The sequence below is a fragment of the Vibrio phycocola genome, assembly GCF_054404255.1.
This window is the reverse complement of sequence record NZ_JBTAMQ010000002.1, coordinates 453899-480471: the sequence shown is the minus strand read 5'-3', so window position 1 is coordinate 480471 and position 26573 is coordinate 453899. Positions and strand designations below refer to the sequence as shown.

Sequence of the window (26573 nt, the reverse complement as noted above, 5' to 3'; positions counted from 1 at the left end):
AATAATGATAACGTTATACGGTTTTGGCCCTAATCTAAATATCATAGACCCGAGTCCTTTTGTATTAAAAACGCATTTTTTACTTAAGGAATCCAAACTTGAATTTGACGTAAAAACTGGAACTAAGTACCTTCAAAAAGCCCCTAAAGGAAAGCTTCCTTTTATCGAAGAAAATGGAAAAATTATTGCCGACAGTTTTTTTATCGAACGTTACCTTCGAGAAGAACGGAAATTTGATATCAATGCTCATTTAACTGATGAACAAAGTATGGCATCTGCTCTAATGTGTAGTGCATTAGAAGATCGTTTATATTGGTGTGTGGTTTATTTTCGTTGGGGTTATGAAAGTAATTGGCGAGTAATCAAAGACACTTTTTTTTCAGATATGCCATTTCCTATGAACAAAATTATTCCCGCAGTGGCCAAGAAAGGAACTATGAAAGCACTTTATGGGCAGGGGATAGGACGACATTCACAAGAGGAAATATTACAAATAGCTGAGACACAGCTATCGGCATTGAATGAGTTCATTGGAGATAAGGCATATTTTTATAATGATAAATTGAGCTTAATTGACATTACCGCTTATTCAGTACTTGCTCAGATATTGCTAACGCCTTTACCTTCGCCTTTGGTTGAGCTTACCAAGCAACATAGTAATTTAGTACGATTCTGTAACGATATTCATCGTCAATACTATGTTTAAACCCAAATCGAGGGAATGTTGTTGGTCGACATGTCGGATTGTTCCATCAGTTAGATTTGTACAAAATAAAACGGAAAAGTGTAAGGATTTACATCATATCGGGCTCGACGATAAAAATTCAGCCAAATAAGTCAAATAAGCAGACGGTTTCGCTTGTTTTTTTTGACTTGCTTACAGTACCATGCAGGGAGTATCAACCTTGGGAGAAAGACATGTTTTCTGGAAGTATTGTTGCATTAATAACACCTTTTGATAGTGATGGCGAAGTAGATTACGCAAATCTCAAAAAACTCGTCGATTATCATGTTGAAGCAGGAACTGACGCGATTGTTTCTGTTGGGACAACTGGCGAATCTGCAACGCTGAGCAATGAAGAACATGTCAAAGTCGTATCGAAGACAGTTGAATTTGCCGATGATCGTATTCCTGTGATCGCGGGAACAGGGGCTAATGCCACCCATGAAGCGATTACTTTTACTCGTCTATTTAATAACACCGGTATTAAAGGGTGTCTGACTGTAACGCCTTATTATAATAAACCTACTCAAGAAGGAATGTTTCAGCACTATAAAGCCATTGCTAATGAAACGGATATTCCTCAGATTCTTTACAATGTTCCTGGTAGAACCGCGGTAGATTTGTTACCTGAAACCGTTGCTCGTTTGTCTGAAATACCGGTTATCGTAGGAATCAAAGATGCAACGGGTGATGTAAGCCGAGTGAAAATACATCGTGAACTTTGTCGTGATGATTTTGTCCTATTTAGTGGTGATGACCTTACAGGGCTTGAATTTGTCAAGCAGGGCGGAAATGGTGTCATTTCTGTGACCAATAATATTGCAGCCAAAGATATGGCCGATATGATGCGTTTAGCATTAAGTGGTCAGTTTGCTGAAGCGGAAGCTATTAATCAGCGCCTGGAAACTCTTCACAAAAACTTATTTGTTGAATCTAGCCCAACCCCAGTTAAATGGGCGGCACATCAACTTGGTCTGATCGAATGCAGTGATTTACGTTTACCACTAATGCCATTAACAGAGTCATCTCAACCTATCGTTGCTGAAGCACTTAAACTTGCTGGTATTGAATAAATATCTCTGCTGATAGTTCATTTTCCGAGGGTTCATCCCTCGGTTTTTATTTGGGAGTATGAATGAAATTTTCTTATCAGCTAATGGGGATATCCATTGCTGCATTGCTACTAACGGCGTGTACTAAATCTCCACTTGAGCGCAATCAAGCGAAAGATGATTTTGAGTATCTAAATACACCAGAATTTACTCAGTGGCAGACAAGTGATGATGCGGTCGCTCAATCTTATCGTCAATTTATTATCCCACGTGGAAATTTCTCTGGTGAAGTTGGAGGCGATCTTGATATTCGTCCCCCTCTTCAGGTATTAGAATTAGTACCGGGAATGATTGTGGATGAAGAACCTCGTGCGGTTACGCTATGGACAGCAAGGCCAGAACAATCGGATCAGCTGTGGGCCATCTTGAAGAGCGAGCTCAATAAACACAATGCAACGCTAGTTGATCATTCCGATCGAGACTTGATTGGTAAAAATGTGACTTGGGTTATTGGTAATGAAGAAGGCCAAGCTATCGCCGATTATCAATTTACACGTATTAATTTCGGTCGTCGCTCTGGTGTTCGAATTGAGATCACTCAGCTAACGAATGATTTGAATTTACCAAGCCAAGACTTTTTGCTCGATCGCTATGCAGCGGCTATGGCCAACTTGCTAACAACAAATTACGATGCACAATTGCGCGCTGAAACTAAACGCCAAGCACTGCGTTTAGGGCAAAATATTGTCTTTACTATGGGTACAGATAGAAATGCATTGCCAATTATCGTTGCTCGTACACCGTTTGATATCGCTTGGCATCGAGTTCCAACTATGATTGAACAGTTTGGCTTTACCGTCACGGGTAAAAGCCAGTCGCAAGGAGAGCTAACGGTATTTTATCGTCCAGCTGATCAAGAAGTTTGGGATAGCCATAAAATTGAACCACTGACGATCGATCGCGGTAAGTATCATTTATTATTTGGTGACTTAGGGAATAGAACTTCAATTAATATTACCGACACCGATGGAAAGCTTCTTACTGAAGAGCAGTTAAGTGAGTTTATTCCAATGCTTAGTGCGACATCAAACAGCACAAATTGATACACTGATAAAAGTGAAAAGGACGAGTGATTACTCGTCCTTTTTTTTGGTCGTTTTATCGTTGTGGTTATGCAATGTTTCCTGGTGCTTTTTATCTAATTCAATTAAACGGTTGAGTTCGTCATTGTTTTTGGGTTTAAATTTGTCGAGATTTTTTGGGGTAAAATAACGAAAAGCCGCAATGTTACCGATTAAAAAACACATGATGATCGTTATGATGACCCAAGGAGAGGTAAGAAAGTCCATATTGCCCAACTATAATGAAATATTGAGAATATATTGATTGTATATACTTTCTAGTTTTTGTCTCACGATATCTTTTGCCAAAACGTGTTGCTGAGCGAGAGTTTTATCTAGAGTATCGATAGAAAACTGATTAAGGCAATTAGTGGCTGTTTTTCGATGGCTGATATGCCAAGGCTCGATACTCACCCCACCTAACTCTTTTCGATAAGGCAAAAAGAAACCAAATTGCTCTAAATTACATTCGAGCCATACAAAAAACTTAGCTTGATGTCCGGTTTGATACTCCCAGGGCTCTAGTTTTAAATTATGAATACCTAAAGAGGTTTTACAATAGACATCAAAATCGGTGCCCCAATGATGACGACTGGCACCAGGTAACGCCGACCAGCGTAAGATTGCGTCGACTAATTGATGCTGAGAAAGTAAAGAGATGTCTAACGGGCGGCTTTGCTTATCTAATACAGGGAGTTCGCCAGTGCACTTTCGATTCCAAATCGACGCTTGGCGCCCAAAATCTCGAAAGCCACTAGCAATAGAACAGTTAAATCCAGCTTTATCGGCCGCATGAATTAAACGGCCGAGATCTTGATGAACATCTGGGTGAACTAACATTGAACTTGTGCCTATTTGCATCGGCGCAAGATGTGAATCGATTAGGCCACTAAGCTGTTCTGGAGTCATGGTTTAAACCAGTAAATGTTTTAGTACATTTTGGTACATATCGGTTAGCTTCTCAAGATCAGCGACATTTACGCACTCATTGACTTTATGGATCGTTGCATTAACCGGCCCTAATTCAACAACTTGAGACCCCATTTGAGCAATGAAACGCCCATCTGATGTCCCGCCTGTTGTAAGCAGTTCTGGGGCTTTGTGGTTAACATCAGTTACTGCGTTCACAACAGCGTCAAGTAGACTTCCTGCATCCGTTAAGAATGGTTGACCGTTGATTGTCCACTTTAGATCGTAATCTAGACCATGCGCATCTAATGTTGAATGAACACGACGTTGAATCTCTTCATGGGTTAGCTCAGTGCTAAACCGGAAATTAAACTGAACATCGAGCTCCCCAGGAATGACATTCGAAGCACCAGTGCCACTATTCATATTTGGGATTTGAAAGCTTGTTGGTGGGAAGAAAGCATTACCGTCATCCCATTTCGTTGCTGCAAGTTCAGATAACGCAGGCATAGCTTGGTGAACCGGGTTTCTTGCTAAGTGTGGGTAAGCAACGTGTCCTTGAATGCCTTTAACGTGAAGATCACCGGTTAATGATCCGCGACGACCATTTTTAACCACATCACCGACAGCATTTGTACTTGATGGTTCACCCACAATACACATGTCAATAATTTCGTCTCTGGCCATTAGTGTATCAACAACACGAGTCGTACCGTTGATAAATGGGCCTTCTTCATCAGAGGTAATTAAGAATGAGATCGAACCTTTATGGTCGGGATGCAGTTCAACAAATCGCTCTACGGCAACCAGCATACAAGCCAATGAACCTTTCATATCCGCTGCGCCACGGCCGTGAAGGTGACCATCGATAACCGTTGGTTCGAAAGGTGGAGTGTGCCACTGTTCTAATCGGCCGGCAGGGACAACATCAGTATGTCCCGCGAAGGTAAATAAAGGCGCTTCTGTACCACGACGAGCCCAGAAGTTGGTCGTATCTTCAAACACCATCACTTCAATTTCAAAACCCAATGCTTTGAGACGTTCGATCATTACTTCTTGGCAGCCAGCGTCTTCTGGAGTGACCGATTGACGGCTAATCAAATCCTTTGCAAGTGCCAGTACGGGACTGTCTGTCATTATTTAATCCTATATTCTTTTTCGATTCTATATTAACTAAAAAGTTAAAAGCTAAGAGCTGAAAATTGCAGCGTATTGTTCAGCTTTAAACCCTATGTTTAATGCGCCTTTAGTTGCTAGCACTGGGCGCTTTATCATGGCTGGGTATTCTACTAGAAGATCGATTATTGTGGTGTCATTTATTGACTCTTTTTGTTCATCACTTAATTGACGATAGGTTGTGCCACGTTTATTAAGCACATTTTCCCACCCTAATTGCTGGCAAAATTGCACAACTAATTCATTATCAATTCCATCTTTACGAAAGTTGTGAAAAGTGTAATCAACCTGATGTTCATCAAGCCACTTCTTGGCTTTCTTAATCGTATCGCAGTTTGGGATACCGTATAGGACTGTGCTCATTATGATGGTCTCTTGTGTTCGATTGATGAAAACTATGAATCCTATCAGGAACGAGAGATGAGGACAAAACAGGAATGGTGAGAGCTTTCGGTAATCTAACTTGGTAATTCATAACTAAGTTGGTGCGAGTTATTGATCTCTTGATCAAACGCAACACACAAAATGCCAAAACATAAATAATAAATCGATATAGAATTAGGAGGTATCGATGGAACTAAGTCCTGTTTTCGCAAGGCGATTGTATCTTGCGTATTTGGTTGAACATATTGAACGCCCTAATGTTCCCAAATTGATAGAAATTACGGGGTGGCCGCGTAGAACTATTCAGGATGTATTAAAAGCACTTCCGGGAATTGGTATCGAATTAATGTTCATTCAAGATGGGCGTCGCCATAATGATGGTTATTATCAATTGTCTGATTGGGGACCATTCGACAGCCAATGGGTATTAGATAAGCAAAATGATATTGCATCCAGCTTAGGACGTTGATTTCTTATATTGAATTCACGTCCAAAACTGACGGTTGATACACCCACTATTTTACGTAAATAAACGCAATAAACCCAATCCAACTGATTAACAACAATACCCAAGGTAGCTTTGGTGATGTTTGTGGTTCAGGTGTTGGTAGGTGATTTTGCTCGGGAAGAGAAGATGATTTACTAATCTTCTCTTTTTGTTGTTTCTTTCTTTCCTTATCAGCCTGGCGTTGTTTTTCTTTTTGTTGCTTTTTGTATAGTGCAATGCCATGTTCAATTCCCTGAGCAATCAATTTCGTTTGATCTTTGGTTTGCCCTGGTTTTTGAGTTGCTTTGGCTAGCTTTAAGGCCTCTTGCTGAGTTTGTGGTGACACTGTTTTTTTATTCATCGCGGATTATACTGTTTTCAGAGGTTATCTAACACTTTACCATATTGGTTTAGGTGGGCACCTGTAAATTACGTAATAATGATAGTGTAATGTGTATATAGTTTTCATTTTACTTGGTTTTTGTCGGTGACAACTAGCCTAGTATATTAAGTAATCAAATTGAGTTAGAAATAAAAGCAAGTAGGAAAAATACCTACTGATTTCAAAGTGGATAGAGGATTTATAATGTTGTGTCAAAGTGCCATTTTACCGGAAGCGGAACCTTTTGCGCTCTATACGCTGTTTAAGATCAAGAGTGAACCGAACTTGGTTTTAGAGCATTTAAAAAAATTACCAAAAATTGTCGATGAATTAAATCAAGTTCAACCAGGCGCGAAGCTTACCTTATCGATAGCCTTTACTTCTCAATTCTGGGCTTTGTGTGACGTGGCGATGCCAACTGAATTGGTTGAGTTTCAGCCTTTAGGTGAAGGTGATATATATGCTCCTGCGACCGATGTTGATTTTATTATTCATGCTCACAGTGCTCGTCATGATTTACTATTCTATTTCTTACGTAAATTCGTATGTGAAGTAGAAAGCCATATTGAGTTTGTTGATGAAAGCTATGGCTTCCGATATTTAGATGCTCGAGATACCAACGGCTTTATTGATGGTACTGAGAACCCTGAAAATGAAGAACGTAAAGACGTTGCGATTATTCCAGACGGTGAATTCTCTGGTGGTAGCTACGTCATGTTGCAGCGTTTCGTTCACAATTTACCTGCTTGGGAGCGCCTTAATATTTCGGCCCAAGAAAAAGTCATTGGTCGGACAAAGCCTGACTCAATCGAATTGGATAATGTCCCAGCTAACTCGCACGTCGGCCGTGTGGACATTAAGAAAGAAGGTGTGGCACTAAAGATTGTTCGTCATAGTTTGCCGTACGGATCGGTGAGTGGGGATCATGGCTTGGTGTTTATTGCTTACTGCAATACGTTATCGAATTTCCAAGATATGCTGCACAGTATGTACGGCATGACCGACGGGAAAACCGACAGTATGTTGCGCTTCACTAAAGCCGTAACTGGCGTTTTTGCTTTTGCACCATCTCAAGAAATGCTTCAGGCTCTGACTCTTAAATAGGTTTAGCATCATAATGTTAACGATAGTCGTGATAACATTGGTGACGATTTAGAATTAATAGAATAAAAAATGGCGCGTCTTAGTAGGACGCGCCATTTTTATTGCTTAGAGTCATTTACTGCAACGCATTATCGCATTTTGAATATCTCTTTATGAAATTGCTGCTTTGGAAGTCCTGATTTTTCAAAATAGGTTTGCAGCTGCTGCCCAAAACCTTCAGGCCCACAGAAGCAAACATCGAACGTTTTACCTGCCATGGTTTGCTCTATTTTACTGCCATCTAAAATCTGATTGTTTTCAGCATCGAACAGGTGTAACTCAACAAATTTAATCTTATTAAGGATAGCGAGCATTTCTTTCTCGAAATACGCCTCTTTTTTGGAGTTAACGCAATAGAATAGGTCTATTTTCGTGTAGCGATTGGGTTGGTTGTTCTTTTGATTTTGTAACCAGTAAAGGCGAGAAACGAAAGGCACAATCCCAATTCCAGCCCCAATCCAAACCTGATTCTCTGCTTGAGGAATTTGAAAATGACCATAGCTACCTTCAATTGTTACCTGTTGACCAACTTCTAATTTATTGACCAACACAGTGGTATAGTCACCCAATGCTTTAATACCAAATTCAACCTGTTTTGATTGGTCATCATAATTCAAAATAGAAAATGGATGAGGCGCTTCACCATCATGAAAATTTAGATAGGCAAATTGTCCCTCTTTATATTGAATTGGAGAGTCAAGCTTTACGCTAAAGCGAACAATGGCATTTTCGTTGTCACCAGCACCAAACTTTTCAACGCTCGACACAGTTCCTTCTGATTTATTAGCTTGTCCAATTTTCCCTGAGAGAGATAAGTATGAGCACCAAACTCCTACAATAGAAAACAGCGTAATGGCGATATTGAAAGGCGTAGACGCTGTGGTCCAGTCGAGTAGCAATGCTGAATGAAATGCTCCGGCAATCACAAGGATACCACCCAATTTATGGGTGAATTTGAATTTTTTGTAGCTGATGGCTTGAACCAAGCTAATGACACAGAAGATAACAAAGACCTTGAATGAAATATCACCAACTTGTTCAGCGACACCATGCCAATTAATTCCTTCAATAGTTGGACGATCATCTCGATTTGGAGGTGAAAGGAAACCAAGATCTGTAAGCCAATGAGCACTCTCTATCGTTGCCCAATGTAAAATAAGGGCGACTAGGGCACCAATACCTAATTGTTTATGTATGGCGTAGCCTTTATCCAATCCGCGAACGATGGATTCAACCCACTGAAATCGAGAAGCTATCAAAACGGCAGTACACATATAGCTAAAGCCCAACATACCTGTGAGCATTGTTAATTGATGTCTCCAGAAGATAAATTCACCAAACTGATCGTAGCCAACCAGAAGGGAGGGCAGCCAGAGTAAAAAGAGGATGATAGTTATTCGAAACATAATAGCTCACTGTATAAAATTGATGGGCGATGGAATGGCGTAATAATAAGCAAAATTGGGGTAAATAGTAGTGAGTAGACGCATTCTTTGCATGGATTTACATATTTTTACGAATAAAAGAAAGGTTCTAATTGACGCTGATCGACGTGTGATCCTTTCAATACCGAAAGTGCTTAAGTTTTTCTGATGTCGACCGATACCCTTGTTGAGAACAATTGTAAGGTAGATTATGACCATCACCGTTAATACCAACGTGCCTGCGTTGACGATTCAAAGACAGTTAACGAATTCAAGCGAGATGTTAAATCAAGCGCTTGAACGTTTGTCGTCTGGAAATCGGATTAACAGCGCGAAGGATGATGCGGCAGGGTTACAGATCTCAAATCGACTTCAATCACAAATGAGTGGTTTAGATGTCGCGGTGCGAAATGCTAACGATGGTATCTCTATCTTGCAAACCGCAGAAGGCAGTATGCAAGAGAGTACGCAATTGCTGCAACGGATGCGAGATCTTGCGCTTCAGTCGAGTAATGGTGCAAATAGCCAAGATGATCGACGGGCATTACAGCAAGAGATGTCCGCGTTAAATGATGAAATCAATCGTATCGCAGAAACGACGTCATTTGGTGGCAATAAACTGCTCAATGGTCAATATTCTAAAGCCGCATTCCAAATTGGTGCGAGTTCAGGGGAGGCGGTTCAAGTGTCACTCCAGAATATGCGCAGTGACAGTATCAATATGGGAGGCTTTAGCTACCAAGCTTCTGCAAAGGCTGATTCAACATGGCAAGTTTCTGCCGCAAATAGAAACTTGACTATAAGTTACCTAGATCGCCAAGGAAATCAGCAAGATATTTCCATTGATGCAAAAGTAGGTGATGATATTGAAGAGTTGGCGACCTATATCAATGGCCAAACGGATTCTGTTTCAGCCTCGGTGAATCAAGATGGTCAACTTCAGATTTATATGGCAGGGAAGGAAACTCAAGGAACCTTATCGCTTTCCGGTGGCTTAGCCTCTGAACTGCAAATAGGGGCGTTAGGTTATGAAGCCGTCGATAATATAGATATTACCGATGTCGGAGGCTCACAGCGGGCTGTCGCAATTCTAGATACTGCTCTTGAGTTTGTTGATCAACACCGCTCAGAAGTGGGGGCATTGCAAAATCGATTTGGTCATGCAATTACTAACCTTGAGAACGTCCATGAAAATCTTGCAGCATCGAATAGTCGTATAAAAGATGCAGATTACGCAAAAGAAACCACTCAGCTTCTTAAGCATCAGATATTGCAACAGGTTGGCATGTCATTGTTAGCTCAAGCAAAGAAACAGCCCAATCTCGCGATTACCTTATTGAGTAATTAACAAAAAATTTTGTTATATCGTATTGAATGCGAAAAACTTTAGCACTTTTTTTGAAAAGTTTGACACCTAGAACACTTAAGTTATCGGCAAAAATAAATTTAAAAAAAAATCACTTTTTTCCTCAAGAATCCCAAACCAGTGCCGTTATAAAAAGTAACTTTGAGAGAACTACTTGGTTTTTCGAGACGTCGAAAACCTGAATATCGGAAAATCAATTGGAGAATCATCATGGCAGTTAACGTAAATACAAATGTATCAGCAATGACAGCGCAACGTTTTTTAAACAGCGCAACTCAAGCACAAAATACATCAATGGAACGTCTATCTTCTGGCTTTAAAATTAACAGTGCAAAAGATGACGCAGCGGGATTACAAATTTCAAACCGCTTAAATGTTCAGAGTCGCGGTCTAGACGTTGCAGTCCGAAATGCCAATGATGGTATTTCAATGGCACAAACCGCCGAAGGCGCAATGAACGAGACCACGAGCATTTTACAAAGAATGCGTGACTTGTCCCTACAATCAGCGAATGGTGCGAATACCGATGATGACCGTGGTGCAATCCAGGAAGAGATGACTGCACTGAATGATGAGTTAAATCGTATTGCTGAAACCACATCATTTGGTGGTAATAAATTACTTAACGGCACATTCGCGACCAAATCAATGCAAATTGGTGCTGATAACGGTGAAGCCGTTATGCTAACAATAAATGACATGCGCAGTGATAACGCAAGTATGGGTGGCATGTCTTATGTTGCGGCAAATGGTAAAGACAAAGATTGGACTGTTCCTGAAGGCGCGAATGATCTGCAAATTTCGCTGACTGATGGTGATGGGGTTGAGCAAACAATATCAATCAATGCAAAAGCAGGCGACGATATTGAGGAGCTAGCGACTTACATTAATGGTCAAAATGATTTGGTCAAAGCGTCGGTGAACGAAGATGGAGAGCTACAAATCTTTGCGGGAACCGATACCGTTTCAGGCCCTGTATCGTTTTCTGGCGGATTAGCTGGTGAGCTTTCGATGGGAGCGGGTAAAGCAGAGACGGTCGATGAAATTAACGTAAGATCGATTGGTGGCGCACAACAAGCGGTTGCGATTATTGATTCAGCTCTAAAGTATGTTGACAGTAACCGAGCGCAACTTGGTGCATTCCAAAATCGCTTCGACCACGCGATTAACAACTTAGACAACATTAACGAAAATGTGAGTGCTTCGAAAAGTCGAATTAAAGATACTGATTTTGCGAAAGAAACAACCAACCTCACTAAATCACAAATATTGGCGCAAGCGTCGAGCTCTATCTTGGCGCAAGCTAAACAGGCTCCTAATGCCGCTCTTAGCCTTCTTGGTTAATTGTGAAGCGAACCAAATCCAGCCTTCGGGCTGGATTTTTTTTGCCTAAATTTTAGATTGAAGTTTTTCTGTAATATCAAAAGGTTAATTCACAATCCTCGCCAAAAGGAATCATACTTTCCTATTCAATACAACTTTTTTATCAAAAAGATCAAAAAAAACCTAAAGGATGTATTCATCTCGCCGTTAAAGGAAATGAGAGAAATGAAAATGTACCAAGATGAGGTGAGAGTCGTCGCGGTACATAAGTCCTAAAGGAGATCTATATGTCTATAACTGTTAACTCAAATGTTTCAGCGATGACCGCTCAGCGTTATTTGAACAATGCATCGGAAGTCTCGCAGAAGTCTATGGAACGTCTATCATCGGGCTATAAAATAAATAGTGCAAAAGATGATGCGGCGGGATTGCAAATATCAAATCGATTAACATCGCAAAGCCGTGGTCTAGATGTCGCTGTTCGTAATGCGAACGATGGTATATCTATGGCGCAGACTGCTGAAGGTGCGATGAATGAAACGACAACGATTTTACAGCGTATGCGCGATCTTTCTTTGCAATCTTCGAATGGTTCAAATACGAAATCAGATCGTCAAGCGATTAACCAAGAAGTGACGGCACTGAACGACGAACTAAATCGTATTGCAGAATCAACCTCGTTCGGTGGCAACAAACTACTAAATGGTACGTTCGGGAATAAGTCCTTTCAGATCGGCTCATCGTCTGGTGAAGCTGTGATGTTATCTATGGGGAACATGCGTTCAGACACCGATACAATGGGTGGGAATGCGTATGTTGCTACCGAAGGCAAAGACTCTAGCTGGACAGTTGGTAGCGCGACAGATATGACATTGAGCTACACTGATAGTGATGGTGAAGCACAAGAAGTGACAGTGAATGCGAAGCAAGGCGACGATTTAGAAGAGCTTGCGACTTACATCAATGGTCAAAATAGTGACCTTTCTGCATCGGTTGATGAAGACGGTAAAATGCAGATATTTGCTTCAAACCAGAAGGTTTCGAGTGAGGTTACTGTTGGTGGTGGGCTAGGTGCTGAAATTGGTTTTGGAGCGGCAGAGAAGGTCACAGTGGGTGATATTAACGTTTCATCTGTTGGTGGTTCTCAGTTAGCGGTTTCAGTGATTGATGGCGCATTGCAAGCAGTAGATAGCCAGCGTGCAGAACTTGGTGCATTCCAAAACCGTTTTGATCATGCGATCAATAACTTGGATAACATTAACGAAAATGTAAACGCATCACGCAGTCGAATCAAAGATACTGATTATGCGAAAGAAACCGTGCAGATGACTAAGTCTCAGATTCTGCAACAAGCGAGTACGTCTGTTTTAGCGCAAGCAAAACAGTCGCCATCAGCGGCTCTAAGTTTATTGGGCTAATAGCGAAGTGGATTGAGTTTACTCAATTCCATTTATGTTTATTCATCCAATGAGATGGAGAGGGAGATAGTTATGGACATTACATCCTATACATCGAACATCCAGTCTTATGGCTCGAAAAGTGGCACCAAATTTGCTTCTGAGAGTGAAACTGCAAAAAGCATTTTAACTCCTCAACAAGTGAATCGTGCAGACGATGCGCAAGAGAGGACGGTTGAAAAAACAACCGATTCAGTGGAAGAAGCAATAAAACTTGCTAAACAACACGAGCGATCTACGGAAGAACAGCGAGTAAAAACGAGGGAGCAGATGCAAGAATTTGTATCGTCCATCAATAAAGACTTGTCGTTCAGTGTAGATACTGAGTCTGGTCGAGAAGTGATGACGATTTACGAAGCCGAAACGGGCGACGTGATTCGTCAAATACCAGAAGAAGAAATGTTAGAAGTACTGCGGCGCCTTGCGAAAGAGCAAGATCATCATACTGGTCTGGTTATGACTAAGGTGTAAAGTGTAACTTTAAAGGTGATTTAATGAGTATGGGCCCAATAGGGATGAGTTCTGGCATGGATATAAATTCCTTGGTCAGCAAAATTGTCGATTCAGAGCGCGTTCCTAAGCAGCAACGTATCGACAATACGCGCATGGAAAATAATGCCAGTATCAGTGCTTATGGGCACCTCAGAGAATCGCTAGATACAATGAAAAACTTAATGGCGGGTTTTCGTCAGGACGAGGCTTTTGCTACACGTAAAGTTGGTAGTTCAGATGAAAACGTTGTCAACGCAGTCGCGTCGACAAAAGCTATTGCTGGTAGGTATGCTGTCGATGTACTGCAGCTTGCCCAAAGTCATAAAGTTGCATCTCATGTATTAGATGAAGATGTGAGATTTGGGCCGGGTAAGTTGCAGATATCGTTAGGCAAGTCAAATTATACTGTTGATGTTCAAAGCGGCACTAAATTGCAAGAAGTGGTGGCAGGTATTAACCGCTCAAAAGGCAACCCTGGTGTCAGAGCATCGATTATTAATGATAAAGAAGGTCCGCGTTTAATTGTCGCATCTGATAAGACTGGTGAAGACAATAAAATCTCTATTCGAGCTGAAGCGGTAAGAGGAAATCCACTTAAACAACTCGAATATAAAACGTTAGAAGAACGAGTAAAAGACATCGAGGCGGCTCGTTCCGAAGCACAGCAATTAATCGCACCACTTAGCCCAGACGAGCAGAAAATTGCTAAGAAAGTGGCTGAGAAAATGGAATCCGCGGCTCGACTCGTTGATGAGGATGTTGCGGCGCAAATCAAACAAGCGGCAGGTGAGTCAGGAGCGAAAACGCCTGAAACGACTGCAGCGGCAACGAAACAAGACGCGAACTCCGGTGCTGTTACACCCAATGATGAAGCGAACGTTGCGGCGGCTCTTCAATCCCAGTCTAGTGACGTCACCGATCCAAATGAGTATGTTCGCCCAGAAGATAGAATCCCCGGTTGGTCAGAAACCGCTTCGGGTACATTACTTGATTCGTACCGAGAGCTTGAACCTGATTTAGATCCTGCCGCAATCGAGAAACTTCAAGAGATTCCAGGGGCAAGTAATAGCGCTTCCGGTACGTTATTCGATTCTTATGTCACGCCAGAAGAAGCGCAAAGTAAACTTGAAGCTGAGTTGAAGAAAGAACAGCGCGCTATTGATCAGGCTGTGGCAAACGGCGGCATGACTGAACAAGAAGCGAAAGAGTTAGAGCGCTCAAAGCTTTCGCCAGAAGAAAAAGAATACATTAATAAAGTCGAGCTGGTCCAAGCTAGACTAGAGAAAGCGCAACAATCCTTTGAAGGTTATCAAGGGATGAAAGAGGTCGAAACCGCGCAAAATGCCGAAGTGCTGCTTGATGGGGTTGCGAGGTTATCAAGCGATAACAATATCATTGAAGATGCGATCGATGGTGTCGATCTCGAGTTAGCTGGCTTATCACCAAGCGAAGGTAAACCCGCTGAAATTAACATCGAATATGACCGTGAAACTGTCCGGAATTACATTGAGCAATTTGTCGACTCTTATAATCAATTCTACCGAACGACTAAATCATTATCGAGTGTCGACCCTCAAACGGGAGAAGCTGGGCCGTTGGCTGGAGATAGCGTCGTCCGTAGTGCTGACTCTCGACTTAAAAGGGTATTCAGTACTCAAATCGAAAGTGCTCCTGCTGAAATTCGTAGTCTTACGGAGTTTGGTGTGACAACAACGCGGCAGGGAACACTTGAAATTAATTCAGATATGCTGACTAAGCAAATCAACAATAATTTTTCTAAGTTAGGTGAATTTTTTGGTGGTCGTGATGGGTTTGCTAAACGTGTTGAAGATTCGATTCAAAGTTTGACAGGTGTTACAGGATCGATACGGACACGTGAGCGTACTTTAACCGAGCAAAATTATCGTTTAGGTGATGATCAGGCGACGTTAGACCGAAGAATGCAGGAATTGGAAAAGCGAACTCAGGCAAAATTCTCTGCGATGCAAGATGCGACTGGAAAAATGCAAAGTCAACTTTCCGGTATGATGAATGCATTAGGTTAATAATATGGAAAATGAAATTAATCAATTAAGTGATATTGATCGCATTTTGAATCAAGAGTTGACGAATGTTGTCCTTGATAGTGAAGAAATTACGCGTTTGGTCGATAAAAGGGATCAGATATTGCAGCAATTAATAGACTATGCGTCAAAAAATGAACGATTTGCAAAATCAACAATGTGGGCAGATGCCATTAGTTCAACACAAAAATTGGTTGAGTTAATGAATTCGCAAACTATGAAGGTTGGCGAGGATTTGCGAAAGTTCCGCATTGGGCAAAAATCAGTTCAGCTGTATCAAAAGTATTAATAAGAGGGATTCTAATGCGCGGTTCTTTACAGGCTTACAAAAAGGTCTCAGTAGACAGCCAATTAAGTGCGGCTTCACCGCATAAAGTTGTGCAAATGCTGATGGCTGGAGCTATTGAACGTCTAATCCAAGGTAAAGTTGCGATGGAGCAGGGGAATATTCCAGTTAAAGGCGAACGCTTAGGTAAAGCATTGGATATTATTATTAGCTTGCGTAGCTGTTTATCGATGGAAGACGGTGGTGATATTGCCGAGAATTTGGATCAATTATATGAATTTCTAATAACGCAAATCACCACAGCAAACCAAACCAATGATCCAAATCCCATTGATGATGTGATTGAAATTATTCGCGAGATAAAGTCAGCATGGGACCAAATACCAACAGAATTTCATAACCTAACTGTTGGGGATGTCTGAATATAGTTAATTAGTTTAAACCAACATCACATCTGATTAGCCGTTGGTTGCCAATTTTTATTTATTCCCTAGAATAGAAGCCACTCTATGCGCGAGTGGCTTTTTTTAGTTGCTGAATATAAAAAATTGTCTATTGTTTATAGAGATAGGTTATATTTGAATATCAATATAGCGATAGTTATTTTAGTTTAAAGGCATAAACAGGTATCCATGCAAGGTTTAGCAAAACTTCTTGTCATTGAAGACGACCCAACAACACGCCAGCATTTGTCAATTATATTGGAATTCGTCGGTGAACTCTGTGATGTCGTTACGTCTTCAAAAATAGATAAAATTGATTGGTCCTTACCATGGGCGGGTTGCATTTTAGGTTCTATGGAATACGGAACGATAAGTACAGAGCTTAGAGAGCATTTGTCTAAGGCAAATCACATCCCTCTACTTGTTGCGAATCAGCAGCCCTATTCGATAGATGAGTTCCCCAACTTTGTCGGTGAGCTTGATTTTCCTTTGAACTTTGCTCAAGTCAGCGAAGCGCTGCGACACAGTAAAGAATTTCTTGGTCGACAAGGTGTTTCTGTCGTTGCATCAGCACGCAAAAATACGTTATTTCGTAGCTTGGTTGGTCAAAGCATTGGCGTTCAAGAGGTTCGTCACTTAATTGAGCAAGTTTCCCCTAGTGAAGCAAACGTTCTCATATTGGGTGAGTCCGGTACGGGTAAAGAAGTGGTTGCTCGAAATATACATTACCATTCGACTCGACGCGGTGGACCTTTCGTACCCATCAACTGTGGCGCAATCCCGGGAGATTTGCTTGAAAGTGAGCTATTCGGCCATGAGAAAGGGGCGTTTACTGGCGCGCTGACCGCAAGAAAAGGGCGTTTTGAACTTGCCGATGGTGGTACGTTATTCCTCGATGAAATCGGTGATATGCCGATGTCTATGCAAGTTAAGCTATTACGAGTCTTGCAAGAGCGTTGTTTTGAACGCGTCGGCGGAAATACGACGATCAAGGTGAATGTACGAGTTGTTGCGGCGACCCACCGTCATCTTGAAACCATGATTGAGAATGAATCATTTCGGGAAGATTTATATTATCGCTTGAACGTTTTTCCTATTGAGATGCCAGCTCTTAAAGAACGTAAGGATGATATTCCTTTGTTACTTCAAGAGCTATTAACGCGTATGCAAGCAGAAGGCGCACAGCCGATCTACTTCTCGCCTCGTGCAATCAATTCTCTGATGGAGCACAACTGGCCAGGTAACGTACGTGAGCTAGCGAACTTGGTTGAGCGTATGATTATTCTGTATCCGAATAGCTTGATTGATGTGAATCACTTGCCTACCAAATATCGTTATAGTGACATTCCTGAGTTCCAACCCGGTGGTGGTTTACAGAGCAGTATTGAAGAGCAAGAGCGCGAAGCACTATCAAATATTTTCTCTGAAGACTTTAATCTTGCTGCCGTGGATGAAATTGTTAACGCTAACAATGGAAACCAAGAGCTGCCGCCAGAAGGGGTTAACTTAAAAGAGTTATTGGCTGAATTAGAAGTAAATCTGATCAATCAGGCCTTGGACGCGCAAGATGGTGTTGTGGCAAGAGCTGCCGATATGCTAGGTATGCGTCGTACTACCTTGGTAGAGAAAATGAAAAAATATAACATGCAACGTTAACTCGTCATTGAGTCAATATATTGTCAGGTTATTATTGCCAGTTTTAAGTTGTTGAATATAAATAACTATTAGGCTTGGAATGCTTCTTGCTTCCAAGCCTTTATTATTTTTGTTTGACCGCTGTATTGGGCTAATAACGACATGCAAGATTTATCGACAGAACAAGGCCAGTCTCATTTAGATTCCTTAGAGAATCAGGTTGAACGCTATAAGCAGGTTTTAGAAGTGATGCCTGCGGGGGTCATTTTACTCGATACTCAAGGGATCATTCGCGAAGCAAACCCAGAAGCGATGCGTCTTCTTGAAGTGCCACTGCTAAATCAGCGTTGGTATGAAGTGATTCAAAATGCATTTGCGCCTCGTGAGGATGATGGACATGAAATCTCATTGCGTAATGGACGTAAGGTTCGTTTAGCGATTACCGCTTCTTCCACCGGTCAATTAATGCTGATAACGGATCTAACAGAGACCCGATTACTGCAATCCCGTGTTGGTGATCTCCAGCGTTTGTCTTCTCTTGGCCGAATGGTTGCGTCACTTGCACATCAAGTTAGAACCCCATTGTCGAGCGCAATGCTATATGCCTCAAACCTTGGTGCGCCAAACCTACCACCAGCCACGCGCGAGCGTTTTCAAACGAAATTAACGGACAGATTGCAAGACTTAGATAAGCAAGTTAGCGATATGTTGCTGTTTGCCAAAGGTGGCGACAACAAGGTTATTCATCCATTTACGTTGCAAGATCTGATTAACGAATTTCATCCGATGATAGAAACGGCCATCAAGAGCCATCAAGTTGATTATGGTGAAGAGGTTGAACAACCAGAGGTGGTGTTACTTGGGAATGTTAATGCTGTGGCATCAGCGCTCAGTAATCTCGTTATGAATGCTATTCAGATCGTGGGTAAGCAAGCTCAGATCGATCTTTTCTTTCGACCCGTCAACGGTGAACTTAAAATCTCGGTTCAAGATAATGGTCCCGGAGTAGCCGAAGATATTCAAAACAAAATTATGGAACCTTTTTTTACCACTCGTTCTCAGGGAACAGGGCTTGGTTTAGCGGTCGTGCAGATGGTCTGTCGTGCGCATAACGGTCGACTGGAACTTGAATCTCAGCAGGGAGATGGCGCGTGTTTCACCATGTGCTTGCCTATAGAACGTGCGAATACAGAAATAAATGCTCAACAAGGAGATAACTAATGGCTCAAAGTAAAGTACTGATTGTCGAAGACGACGAAGGTTTACGCGAGGCGTTGGTTGATACCTTAGCGCTTGCGGGATATGACTGGATTGAAGCCGATTGTGCAGAAGAAGCGCTCATAAAGTTGAAAGCAGAATCGATTGATATCGTTGTATCTGATGTACAAATGGCTGGGATGGGCGGACTCGCTTTATTGCGAAATATCAAACAAAACTGGCCTAATTTGCCAGTACTTCTGATGACAGCCTACGCCAATATTGAGGACGCAGTTGCGGCGATGAAAGAAGGTGCGATTGATTATATGGCCAAGCCTTTTGCACCGGAAGTCTTGCTAAATATGGTGAGTCGCTATGCTCCAGTAAAGTCCGACGATAACGGCGATGCAATTGTTGCCGATGAAAAAAGCAAACGATTACTGACATTAGCCGATAAAGTCGCTAAGACCGATGCCAATGTCATGGTATTGGGGCCGAGTGGTTCGGGCAAAGAAGTCATGTCTCGATATATCCATAATGCGTCTAATCGAAAAAATGGTCCTTTTGTTGCGATTAACTGCGCCGCAATACCAGATAACATGCTCGAAGCGACATTATTTGGATATGAGAAAGGTGCATTTACAGGTGCTGTACAAGCTTGCCCAGGTAAGTTCGAACAAGCCCAAGGTGGCACGATTTTACTTGATGAAATTAGTGAGATGGAATTAAGCCTTCAAGCTAAGTTGCTTCGAGTTCTCCAAGAGCGGGAAGTCGAACGCCTTGGTAGCCGTAAGAGTATTCAGTTAGATGTTCGAGTATTGGCAACCAGTAACCGTGACTTAAAGCAGTATGTTCAAGAAGGACATTTTCGTGAAGATTTATACTATCGTTTGAACGTTTTCCCAATTATTTGGCCAGCGTTATCTGATCGTAAAGGGGACATTGAACCCTTGGCACTTCACTTGATTGAGCGCCATTGTCAAAAAATGGGAGAGCCTGTCCCAAGTTTACAAAAAAGTGCGTTGGACAAATTACTCCGTTATACCTGGCCAGGCAATGTACGCGAGTTAGACAATGTGGTTCAGCGTTCGTTGATCTTATCTGAAAAAGGTCAGATTACGGGCGAGCATATTCTTCTTGAAGGTGTCGATTGGCAGGATGCAAGTGGGTTGCAAGATATGGTCGCGACCAATGGAAAAGCTGCAGAGTTATCCGAAGTTGTGGAACCCAATGTGTATCCGAAGGCTGAAGCCGAAAATTTACAGAGTTCATCTAACCAGACTCCAGCGATGGGGGGATCAACGGAGTCTGGTTCTTTGAATTCCACAAGTGCAGGCTTGGGGGGAGAGCTCAGAGACCAAGAGTTTGCCATCATTATGGAAACACTAGTAGCTTGCCATGGACGCAGAAAAGAAATGGCCGAAAAGTTGGGTATCAGCCCGAGGACCTTGCGCTATAAGCTCGCCAAGATGCGAGACGCTGGAATTGATGTGCCAGGATAGCTCAATCTTATTTATGGCACGCTACTTGCTCTTTTGTTAGTAAGACAAATTATAAGTCAAAGAATTGGCAATCGAGGGCACTATGAGATTAGACGGGTTACAAAGCGAAATGCAAGCAATGATGGCTCAAGCGTCAAATAATCAGTCGCAACCAACCATCAATACATCAGGCAGTGATTTTGGTGATCTTTTAGGGAAAGCGATAAACAGCGTTAATGGATTACAAAAAACCTCATCGTCTCTCCAGACTCGGTTCGACCAAGGAGATGCAGATGTTTCTCTTTCTGATGTGATGATTGCTCGTAATAAAGCGAGTGTCTCATTTGACGCAACCATTCAAGTGCGAAACAAAATGGTTGATGCGTACAAAGAACTTATGAACATGCCAGTTTAAGTAGTAGGTGACGTATTGTGGCAGAAGATAAGCAATCTACCGATCTCGCTCTCGCAGATAGTAATGATGTAAGCCTATCTGGCGGTGAGATGACCTTAGAGAATCAAAACCCTGATTTAGGTGAAAAAAGCTCATCGAGATTTGATTTTGCGGTGGGCGATTTAGACATGATTCGTCAGATTGTCTTAGTCTTGTCGATTTCAATTTGTGTCGCGCTTATCATCATGCTCTTTTTCTGGGTTAAAGAACCTGAAATGCGCCCACTGGGTGTTTATGAAACGGACGAGTTAATTTCGGTCCTCGATTATTTTGATCAAAGCAAAAAAACCTACAAGCTCGACGGGAATACCATTTTGGTTCCTGCTAGTGAATACAACAACCTAAAACTTGAACTCGCGCGAGCAGGAATAAATAAACAAGCAGACGATGGCGACAACATCTTACTCCAAGATATGGGGTTTGGTGTCTCTCAGCGCCTCGAAATCGAACGCCTCAAACTCAGCAGAGAGCGTCAAATATCCAAAGCAATCGAAGAGATGACTCAGGTACGAAAAGCACGTGTGTTGTTGGCGATGCCAAAGCAAAGTGTGTTTGTTCGTCAAAATCAAGAAGCATCAGCGTCGGTATTTCTTACGCTTCGTAGCGGAGCAAATCTAAAACAAGATGAAGTTGATGCGATTGTGGGAATGGTCGCAAGTGCCGTACCAGGCATGAAATCAACACGAATTACGGTCACGGACCAGCATGGTCGACTGCTTAATTCTGGCTCAGAAGATGCGCTTACGGCATCGAGACGTAAAGAGCAGGAGCTTGAATATAAGAAAGAACAAACATTACGTGAAAAAATTGATTCAATTCTTATTCCGATTCTAGGTCTGGGCAATTATACCGCTCAGGTAGATATTGTACTGGACTTTAATGCGGTAGAGCAGACTCGCAAAGTGTTTGATCCAAGCAATGCATCACCACGCAGTGAATATACCGTAGAAGATTATAACAATAGCAATACCGTTGCCGGAGTCCCGGGAGCATTGAGTAATCAACCTCCAGCAGACGCATCTATTCCTGAAGATGTCGCTCAAATGAAGAACGGTTCGCTTATTGGTCAAGGATCTGTACGTAAAGAAGCAACACGTAACTATGAAATTGATACCACCATTAGTCATGAACGTAAGCAAACAGGTTCTGTGAGTCGTCAAACCGTTTCGGTTGCGGTTAAACAGCGAGCGGTTGTAAATCCAGAAACCAACGAAACGACCTATACACCTCTTACGGAAAGTGAGCTGAATACCATTCGTCAGATTTTGGTTGGTGCAGTAGGGTTTAATGAGGGACGAGGAGACTTGCTCAATGTTCTTAGTGTGCAATTTGCGGTCCCTGAAGTAGCAGAAATGGTAGAACCGCCGATTTGGGAGAACCCGAATTTCAATGATTGGATACGCTGGGCCGCAAGTGCTCTTGTTATTATCGTTATCGTATTGGTTCTTGTTCGACCAGCAATGAAAAAACTTATTAATCCTGTGTCCGATGACCAAGAAGGAATGTATGGACCTGATGGTCTACCGATTGGTGAAGATGGTGAAACTAGCCTGATTGGTAATGACTTAGAGGGAGGCGATCTGTTTGAATTTGGTTCGACAATCGACTTACCTAATTTACACAAAGACGAAGACGTACTGAAAGCTGTTAGAGCACTTGTGGCTAATGAGCCAGAACTTGCAGCTCAAGTTGTGAAAAACTGGATGAATTTGGAAGAATAATATGCCGGATGAAGAAAACCAAGCTCCTGGTACTGAGGTTGCAACCACCGATTTTGACGTAAGCTCAATGATGGGTGATGAGAAAGCATCTATTTTACTTCTTAGCTTAAATGAAGAAGATGCAGCTAACATCATTCGTAATTTAGAACCGAAACAAGTTCAACGAGTCGGTGCTGCAATGGCGCGTGCAAGCGACTTGAGTCAAGAAAAGGTAGGGGCGGTTCATCGAGCATTTCTAGATGATATTCAGAAATACACCAACATTGGGATGGGTAGCGAGAACTTTATGCGTAATGCTCTCGTAGCGGCATTAGGTGAAGATAAGGCCAATAACTTGGTTGACCAAATTCTACTTGGTACCGGTTCGAAAGGTTTGGATTCTCTTAAATGGATGGATCCTCGTCAGGTTGCAACGATTATTATTAATGAACACCCTCAGATTCAAACAATCGTACTCTCCTATTTGGAGCCGGATCAATCAGCAGAGATTTTGTCACAGTTTGCTGAACGTGATCGTCTCGATTTAATGATGAGAATTGCTCACCTCGAAGAAGTTCAGCCAAACGCCTTGGCAGAACTCAATGAAATTATGGAGAAACAGTTTGCCGGTCAAGCTGGTGCTCAAGCCGCGAAAATTGGTGGCCTAAAAGCCGCCGCTGAAATCATGAACTTCATGGATAACAATGTTGAAGGCATCTTGATCGATCAAATGCGTGACAAAGATGAAGATTTGGCCACGCAAATTCAAGACCTTATGTTTGTCTTTGAAAACTTGGCTGAGGTTGATGACCAAGGTATTCAAAAACTACTGCGTGATGTACCACAAGATATACTTCAGAAAGCACTTAAAGGGGCTGATGAAGGCCTAAAAGAGAAGATCTTCAAGAACATGTCTAAACGTGCTGCCGATATGATGCGTGATGACATAGAGGCGATGGCACCAATCAAGGTCTCGGATGTTGAAGCAGCGCAGAAAGAGGTGCTGGTTGTGGCTCGTCGCTTAGCGGATGCTGGTGACATTATGCTTGGTGGTGGCGGTGATGATTTCGTATAACTTAGATAATCATGGATAACGGCCAAAGAATGGTGTCACCCATAAGGCTGGTAGTGTATGTCAATAGATAGAAAAAGAGGGTTTTTACGCCCTGAATCAACTCAAGACTCCGAGTCAATTCAACCTCAAGCGTGGGGGTTGCCCGATTATGCTGAAGGAGAATCAGCGAAAGAGACAGCGTTAAATTATGATCCGAGCTGGTCGCCAGATTTCGAAGAAACCGAGCAACATGAACTGCGTCCTTTCACGCAAGAAGAACTCGAAAATATCCGCCAAGATGCGTACCAAGAAGGATTATTTGAAGGTAAGGAAGCTGGGTTTAAACAGGGTTACGAAAAAGGGAAAGCAGAAGGGATTGAAGCCGGTCATATTGAAGGCCTTGAACTTGGCAAAGCAGAAGGGCTTGAAAGCTCTCAACAAACCGTAGATGAACATATTACCAGCTTTGTCGAACTCGCATCTCAATTTGCAAGCCCTCTTGAACTTATGAATAGCCAGGTTGAGCGTCAATTAGTTGATATGGTTCTCACCTTGGTGAAAGAAGTGGTGCATTTAGAAGTAACGACCAACCCACAGATTCTTCTAGATACCGTTAAAGAATCGGTTGAATCACTCCCAGTAGCAAATCACACCATCGAGTTAAAACTCAATCCTGAAGATGTGGAGTTAGTTCGACAAGCCTATGGTGAGGAAGATCTCGAGCAGCGAAATTGGAGCTTAAGTAGCGAACCTTCTTTGACTCGTGGAGATGTACAAATCGTCGCGGGCGAATCGAGTGTTTCATACCGTATGGAAGATCGAGTGCGTTCTGTATTGCAAAATTTTTGCTCCTCTAATCGACATGTTGGAGGTGAGTAATGCTCGCACTAGCGGAACGATTATCCAGCTATAAAACCACAGGCTTATCAACTCGCCCAGTGGCATCTGGGCGATTGATTCGTGTGGTTGGGCTAACACTTGAAGCTATTGGTTGTCGCGCTCCAATTGGAACGACATGCCGAGTTGAAACGATGTCCGGTGACATAGAAGCCGAAGTTGTTGGGTTTTCAGGTGACCGATTATTTTTGATGCCGAGTGAGCAAGTTAACGGCATTTTGCCAGGTGCGAAAGTGACACCATTGGCTGAGAACACTGGTATTCCGGTAGGGATGGAGTTACTTGGTCGTGTGATTGATGGTGTTGGAAATCCATTAGATGGACAAGGCGAAATTTACACCGAAAATTACGCAAGCTTTGATGTTCCTGCAATCAACCCATTAGCGAGAAAACCGATTTCCGAGCCGCTTGATGTAGGGCTTAAAGCGATTAATGGACTTCTCACTGTCGGCAAAGGTCAGCGTATTGGTCTATTTGCTGGTTCTGGTGTGGGTAAATCTGTGACCTTAGGAATGATGACCTTAGGCACAACAGCACAAGTTGTTGTGGTCGGTTTGATTGGTGAACGTGGTCGAGAAGTAAAAGAATTTATAGAAGAAATTTTAGGCGTCGATGGGCGTCAACGATCTGTTGTGGTTGCCGCTCCGGCAGACTCATCGCCTCTTATGCGTCTTAAAGGCTGTCAAACGGCATTAACCATTGCAGAGTATTTTCGTGATCAAGGGTTAGATGTGCTGCTGTTGTTGGATTCATTAACGCGTTTTGCTCAGGCACAACGTGAAATTGCTCTCTCGGTTGGTGAGCCTCCAGCGACAAAAGGCTATCCGCCGTCTGTGTTCGCAAAGTTACCTGCGTTAGTTGAACGAGCGGGTAATGGTGCTGAAGGAAAAGGATCCATTACTGCATTTTTCACGGTCTTAACTGAAGGGGACGACTTGCAAGATCCGATTGCTGATGCATCTCGAGCCATATTGGATGGACACATTGTATTATCGCGTGAAATGGCGGATGCAGGTCATTACCCTGCGATTGATGTCGAGAAGTCGGTTAGCCGCGTTATGCCTCAGGTAACAACCGATCAGCATATGTTGATGGCTCGTGCGGTTAGACAAATTCTTTCTGTATGCAGAAAAAATCAAGACTTAGTCGCGATTGGTGCTTACAAAGCAGGAAGTGACCCGGCAGTGGATCAATCGTTTACATTAAAACCAATGATTGATCAGTTTTTGCAACAAGGAATGAAGGAATCAGTCCCGTTTGATATGAGTGTGAATATGCTGAAAAGTTTATTGCAAGTTGAAGGTTAATTATGACGAATGCTTTAGTACTTCTGCTTGAGCAGATGATAGATAAAGAAGATAAAGCGGTTATGGCATTGAGTCAGGCGCGTCGAGAACTTGACGAATATTATCAGCAGATTAATCAAATAGAACAATATAGGTTGGATTATTGTAATCAATTGGTTGAACGCGGAATGAGTGGTTTAACCGCGAGCGAATATGGCCACCTTAATCGTTTTTTAACTCAGTTAGATGCGACATTGGATAAACAGAAAGAAGCAGAATCACAGTTTAAGCAGCAAGTCGAAACTAGCGAGGAGCATTGGCACGAGGTTCGTAAGCAGCGTCGCTCTTATGAATGGATGTTAGATAAAAAGCGGGTTGAACGTGAAAGATTGGCAAGTATACGGGAACAAAAAGAGCTTGATGAGTTCACCACATTACAATTTGCTCGTCGTAAAGGAGCGCAAACGTAATTGAGTACCGTATATGAAACTGGCGCACTTCTTGCAATCGATCTTTTATTAGCAGGTTAATAAGAGAATATTAAGTGCTTTATTGACGTTAACTGAGTTCATATCGACGTCTTACTAGAGCAAATCGGCCTTTCTGAGAAGGAAACTTCCAAAAAGACTGAAATAAG

26 protein-coding genes are annotated in these 26573 nt (G+C 42.3%); 21 read left to right on the top strand and 5 right to left on the bottom strand.

Annotation, left to right across the window (positions count from 1 at the left end; genetic code table 11):
• The first annotated feature begins 4 nt into the window (after positions 1 to 4).
• The 3 genes from ACXJY6_RS05885 to bamC all read left to right on the top strand — a co-directional run bounded on the left by ACXJY6_RS05885 (position 5) and on the right by bamC (position 2879).
• Positions 5 to 706 (top strand): glutathione S-transferase family protein, encoded by a 702-nt coding sequence (locus tag ACXJY6_RS05885; RefSeq protein WP_458767683.1) that lies wholly within the window; start codon positions 5 to 7, stop codon positions 704 to 706.
• Positions 707 to 918: 212 nt separating this feature from the next.
• Positions 919 to 1797, top strand: coding sequence for a 4-hydroxy-tetrahydrodipicolinate synthase (gene dapA / locus ACXJY6_RS05880; RefSeq protein WP_456050822.1), 879 nt, complete (start codon positions 919 to 921; stop codon positions 1795 to 1797).
• Positions 1798 to 1859: 62 nt separating this feature from the next.
• Positions 1860 to 2879, top strand: a complete 1020-nt coding sequence (gene bamC, locus ACXJY6_RS05875) for an NlpB/DapX family lipoprotein (protein WP_458767682.1) — start codon at positions 1860 to 1862, stop codon at positions 2877 to 2879.
• Between the two features lie 255 nt (positions 2880 to 3134).
• On the opposite strand, the gene ACXJY6_RS05870 is transcribed toward bamC, so the two are convergent.
• Genes ACXJY6_RS05870 through ACXJY6_RS05860 form a run of 3 tightly spaced genes read right to left on the bottom strand, consistent with a single transcriptional unit; the run spans position 3135 to position 5345 of the window.
• Positions 3135 to 3806, bottom strand: a complete 672-nt coding sequence (locus tag ACXJY6_RS05870) for a M15 family metallopeptidase (protein WP_458767681.1) — start codon at positions 3804 to 3806, stop codon at positions 3135 to 3137.
• A 3-nt stretch (positions 3807 to 3809) separates the two neighbouring features.
• Positions 3810 to 4943, bottom strand: a complete 1134-nt coding sequence (gene dapE, locus ACXJY6_RS05865; protein ID WP_456050825.1) for a succinyl-diaminopimelate desuccinylase — start codon at positions 4941 to 4943, stop codon at positions 3810 to 3812.
• 51 nt (positions 4944 to 4994) lie between these two features.
• Positions 4995 to 5345, bottom strand: coding sequence for an ArsC family reductase (locus ACXJY6_RS05860; RefSeq protein ID WP_456050826.1), 351 nt, complete (start codon positions 5343 to 5345; stop codon positions 4995 to 4997).
• Positions 5346 to 5553: 208 nt separating this feature from the next.
• Between ACXJY6_RS05860 and ACXJY6_RS05855 the strand changes: the two genes are divergently transcribed.
• Positions 5554 to 5835 (top strand): winged helix-turn-helix domain-containing protein, encoded by a 282-nt coding sequence (locus ACXJY6_RS05855; RefSeq protein ID WP_456050827.1) that lies wholly within the window; start codon positions 5554 to 5556, stop codon positions 5833 to 5835.
• Between the two features lie 46 nt (positions 5836 to 5881).
• Here ACXJY6_RS05855 and ACXJY6_RS05850 read toward each other — a convergent pair whose 3' ends face one another.
• Positions 5882 to 6214, bottom strand: a complete 333-nt coding sequence (locus ACXJY6_RS05850; protein WP_456050828.1) for a DUF2956 domain-containing protein — start codon at positions 6212 to 6214, stop codon at positions 5882 to 5884.
• A 222-nt stretch (positions 6215 to 6436) separates the two neighbouring features.
• Here ACXJY6_RS05850 and ACXJY6_RS05845 point away from each other — a divergent pair, with 222 nt between their 5' ends.
• A complete protein-coding gene (locus tag ACXJY6_RS05845) occupies positions 6437 to 7339 on the top strand; it encodes a Dyp-type peroxidase (RefSeq protein ID WP_458767709.1) in 903 nt (300 codons plus the stop codon).
• A 128-nt stretch (positions 7340 to 7467) separates the two neighbouring features.
• On the opposite strand, the gene ACXJY6_RS05840 is transcribed toward ACXJY6_RS05845, so the two are convergent.
• The gene (locus ACXJY6_RS05840) at positions 7468 to 8784 is read right to left on the bottom strand and encodes a ferredoxin reductase family protein (protein WP_458767680.1); all 1317 of its coding nucleotides are present in this window, start codon (positions 8782 to 8784) and stop codon (positions 7468 to 7470) included.
• Between the two features lie 229 nt (positions 8785 to 9013).
• Between ACXJY6_RS05840 and ACXJY6_RS05835 the strand changes: the two genes are divergently transcribed.
• The 16 genes from ACXJY6_RS05835 to fliJ all read left to right on the top strand — a co-directional run bounded on the left by ACXJY6_RS05835 (position 9014) and on the right by fliJ (position 26406).
• Positions 9014 to 10150 carry a flagellin gene (locus ACXJY6_RS05835; RefSeq protein ID WP_458767679.1) on the top strand — a complete coding sequence of 379 codons (1137 nt, stop codon included), beginning with the start codon at positions 9014 to 9016 and terminating at the stop codon, positions 10148 to 10150.
• A 228-nt stretch (positions 10151 to 10378) separates the two neighbouring features.
• Positions 10379 to 11512, top strand: coding sequence for a flagellin (locus ACXJY6_RS05830; RefSeq protein WP_456050831.1), 1134 nt, complete (start codon positions 10379 to 10381; stop codon positions 11510 to 11512).
• A 266-nt stretch (positions 11513 to 11778) separates the two neighbouring features.
• Positions 11779 to 12909: a flagellin gene (locus ACXJY6_RS05825; RefSeq protein ID WP_456050832.1), complete on the top strand. Its 1131-nt coding sequence runs from the start codon at positions 11779 to 11781 to the stop codon at positions 12907 to 12909.
• A gap of 72 nt (positions 12910 to 12981) precedes the next feature.
• Positions 12982 to 13419, top strand: a complete 438-nt coding sequence (gene flaG, locus ACXJY6_RS05820; protein ID WP_456050833.1) for a flagellar protein FlaG — start codon at positions 12982 to 12984, stop codon at positions 13417 to 13419.
• A 23-nt stretch (positions 13420 to 13442) separates the two neighbouring features.
• The gene (fliD, locus tag ACXJY6_RS05815; protein ID WP_458767678.1) at positions 13443 to 15485 is read left to right on the top strand and encodes a flagellar filament capping protein FliD; all 2043 of its coding nucleotides are present in this window, start codon (positions 13443 to 13445) and stop codon (positions 15483 to 15485) included.
• A gap of 4 nt (positions 15486 to 15489) precedes the next feature.
• Positions 15490 to 15792, top strand: coding sequence for a flagellar protein FliT (locus ACXJY6_RS05810; protein WP_456050835.1), 303 nt, complete (start codon positions 15490 to 15492; stop codon positions 15790 to 15792).
• Positions 15793 to 15806: 14 nt separating this feature from the next.
• The gene (gene fliS / locus ACXJY6_RS05805) at positions 15807 to 16211 is read left to right on the top strand and encodes a flagellar export chaperone FliS (protein WP_456050836.1); all 405 of its coding nucleotides are present in this window, start codon (positions 15807 to 15809) and stop codon (positions 16209 to 16211) included.
• Positions 16212 to 16421: 210 nt separating this feature from the next.
• On the top strand, positions 16422 to 17888 hold the full coding sequence (locus ACXJY6_RS05800) for a sigma-54 dependent transcriptional regulator (protein ID WP_456050837.1): 1467 nt from the start codon (positions 16422 to 16424) through the stop codon (positions 17886 to 17888).
• A 141-nt stretch (positions 17889 to 18029) separates the two neighbouring features.
• Entirely contained in the window at positions 18030 to 19088 is a 1059-nt protein-coding gene (locus tag ACXJY6_RS05795) for a sensor histidine kinase (protein ID WP_456050838.1), read from the top strand.
• Positions 19088 to 20566 carry a sigma-54-dependent transcriptional regulator gene (locus ACXJY6_RS05790; protein WP_456050839.1) on the top strand — a complete coding sequence of 493 codons (1479 nt, stop codon included), beginning with the start codon at positions 19088 to 19090 and terminating at the stop codon, positions 20564 to 20566. The genes ACXJY6_RS05795 and ACXJY6_RS05790 overlap by 1 nt, the downstream gene beginning before the upstream one ends.
• Before the next feature lie 82 nt (positions 20567 to 20648).
• Entirely contained in the window at positions 20649 to 20960 is a 312-nt protein-coding gene (fliE, locus tag ACXJY6_RS05785) for a flagellar hook-basal body complex protein FliE (RefSeq protein WP_456050840.1), read from the top strand.
• Between the two features lie 17 nt (positions 20961 to 20977).
• Positions 20978 to 22720 carry a flagellar basal-body MS-ring/collar protein FliF gene (gene fliF, locus ACXJY6_RS05780; protein WP_456050841.1) on the top strand — a complete coding sequence of 581 codons (1743 nt, stop codon included), beginning with the start codon at positions 20978 to 20980 and terminating at the stop codon, positions 22718 to 22720.
• A gap of 1 nt (position 22721) precedes the next feature.
• Entirely contained in the window at positions 22722 to 23774 is a 1053-nt protein-coding gene (gene fliG / locus ACXJY6_RS05775) for a flagellar motor switch protein FliG (protein WP_456050842.1), read from the top strand.
• A gap of 57 nt (positions 23775 to 23831) precedes the next feature.
• Entirely contained in the window at positions 23832 to 24632 is an 801-nt protein-coding gene (gene fliH / locus ACXJY6_RS05770; RefSeq protein ID WP_458767677.1) for a flagellar assembly protein FliH, read from the top strand.
• Positions 24632 to 25957: a flagellar protein export ATPase FliI gene (fliI, locus tag ACXJY6_RS05765; RefSeq protein ID WP_456050844.1), complete on the top strand. Its 1326-nt coding sequence runs from the start codon at positions 24632 to 24634 to the stop codon at positions 25955 to 25957. Before fliH ends, fliI begins: the two co-directional genes overlap by 1 nt.
• A gap of 2 nt (positions 25958 to 25959) precedes the next feature.
• Positions 25960 to 26406 carry a flagellar export protein FliJ gene (fliJ, locus tag ACXJY6_RS05760; protein WP_458767676.1) on the top strand — a complete coding sequence of 149 codons (447 nt, stop codon included), beginning with the start codon at positions 25960 to 25962 and terminating at the stop codon, positions 26404 to 26406.
• Positions 26407 to 26573: the final 167 nt, after the last annotated feature.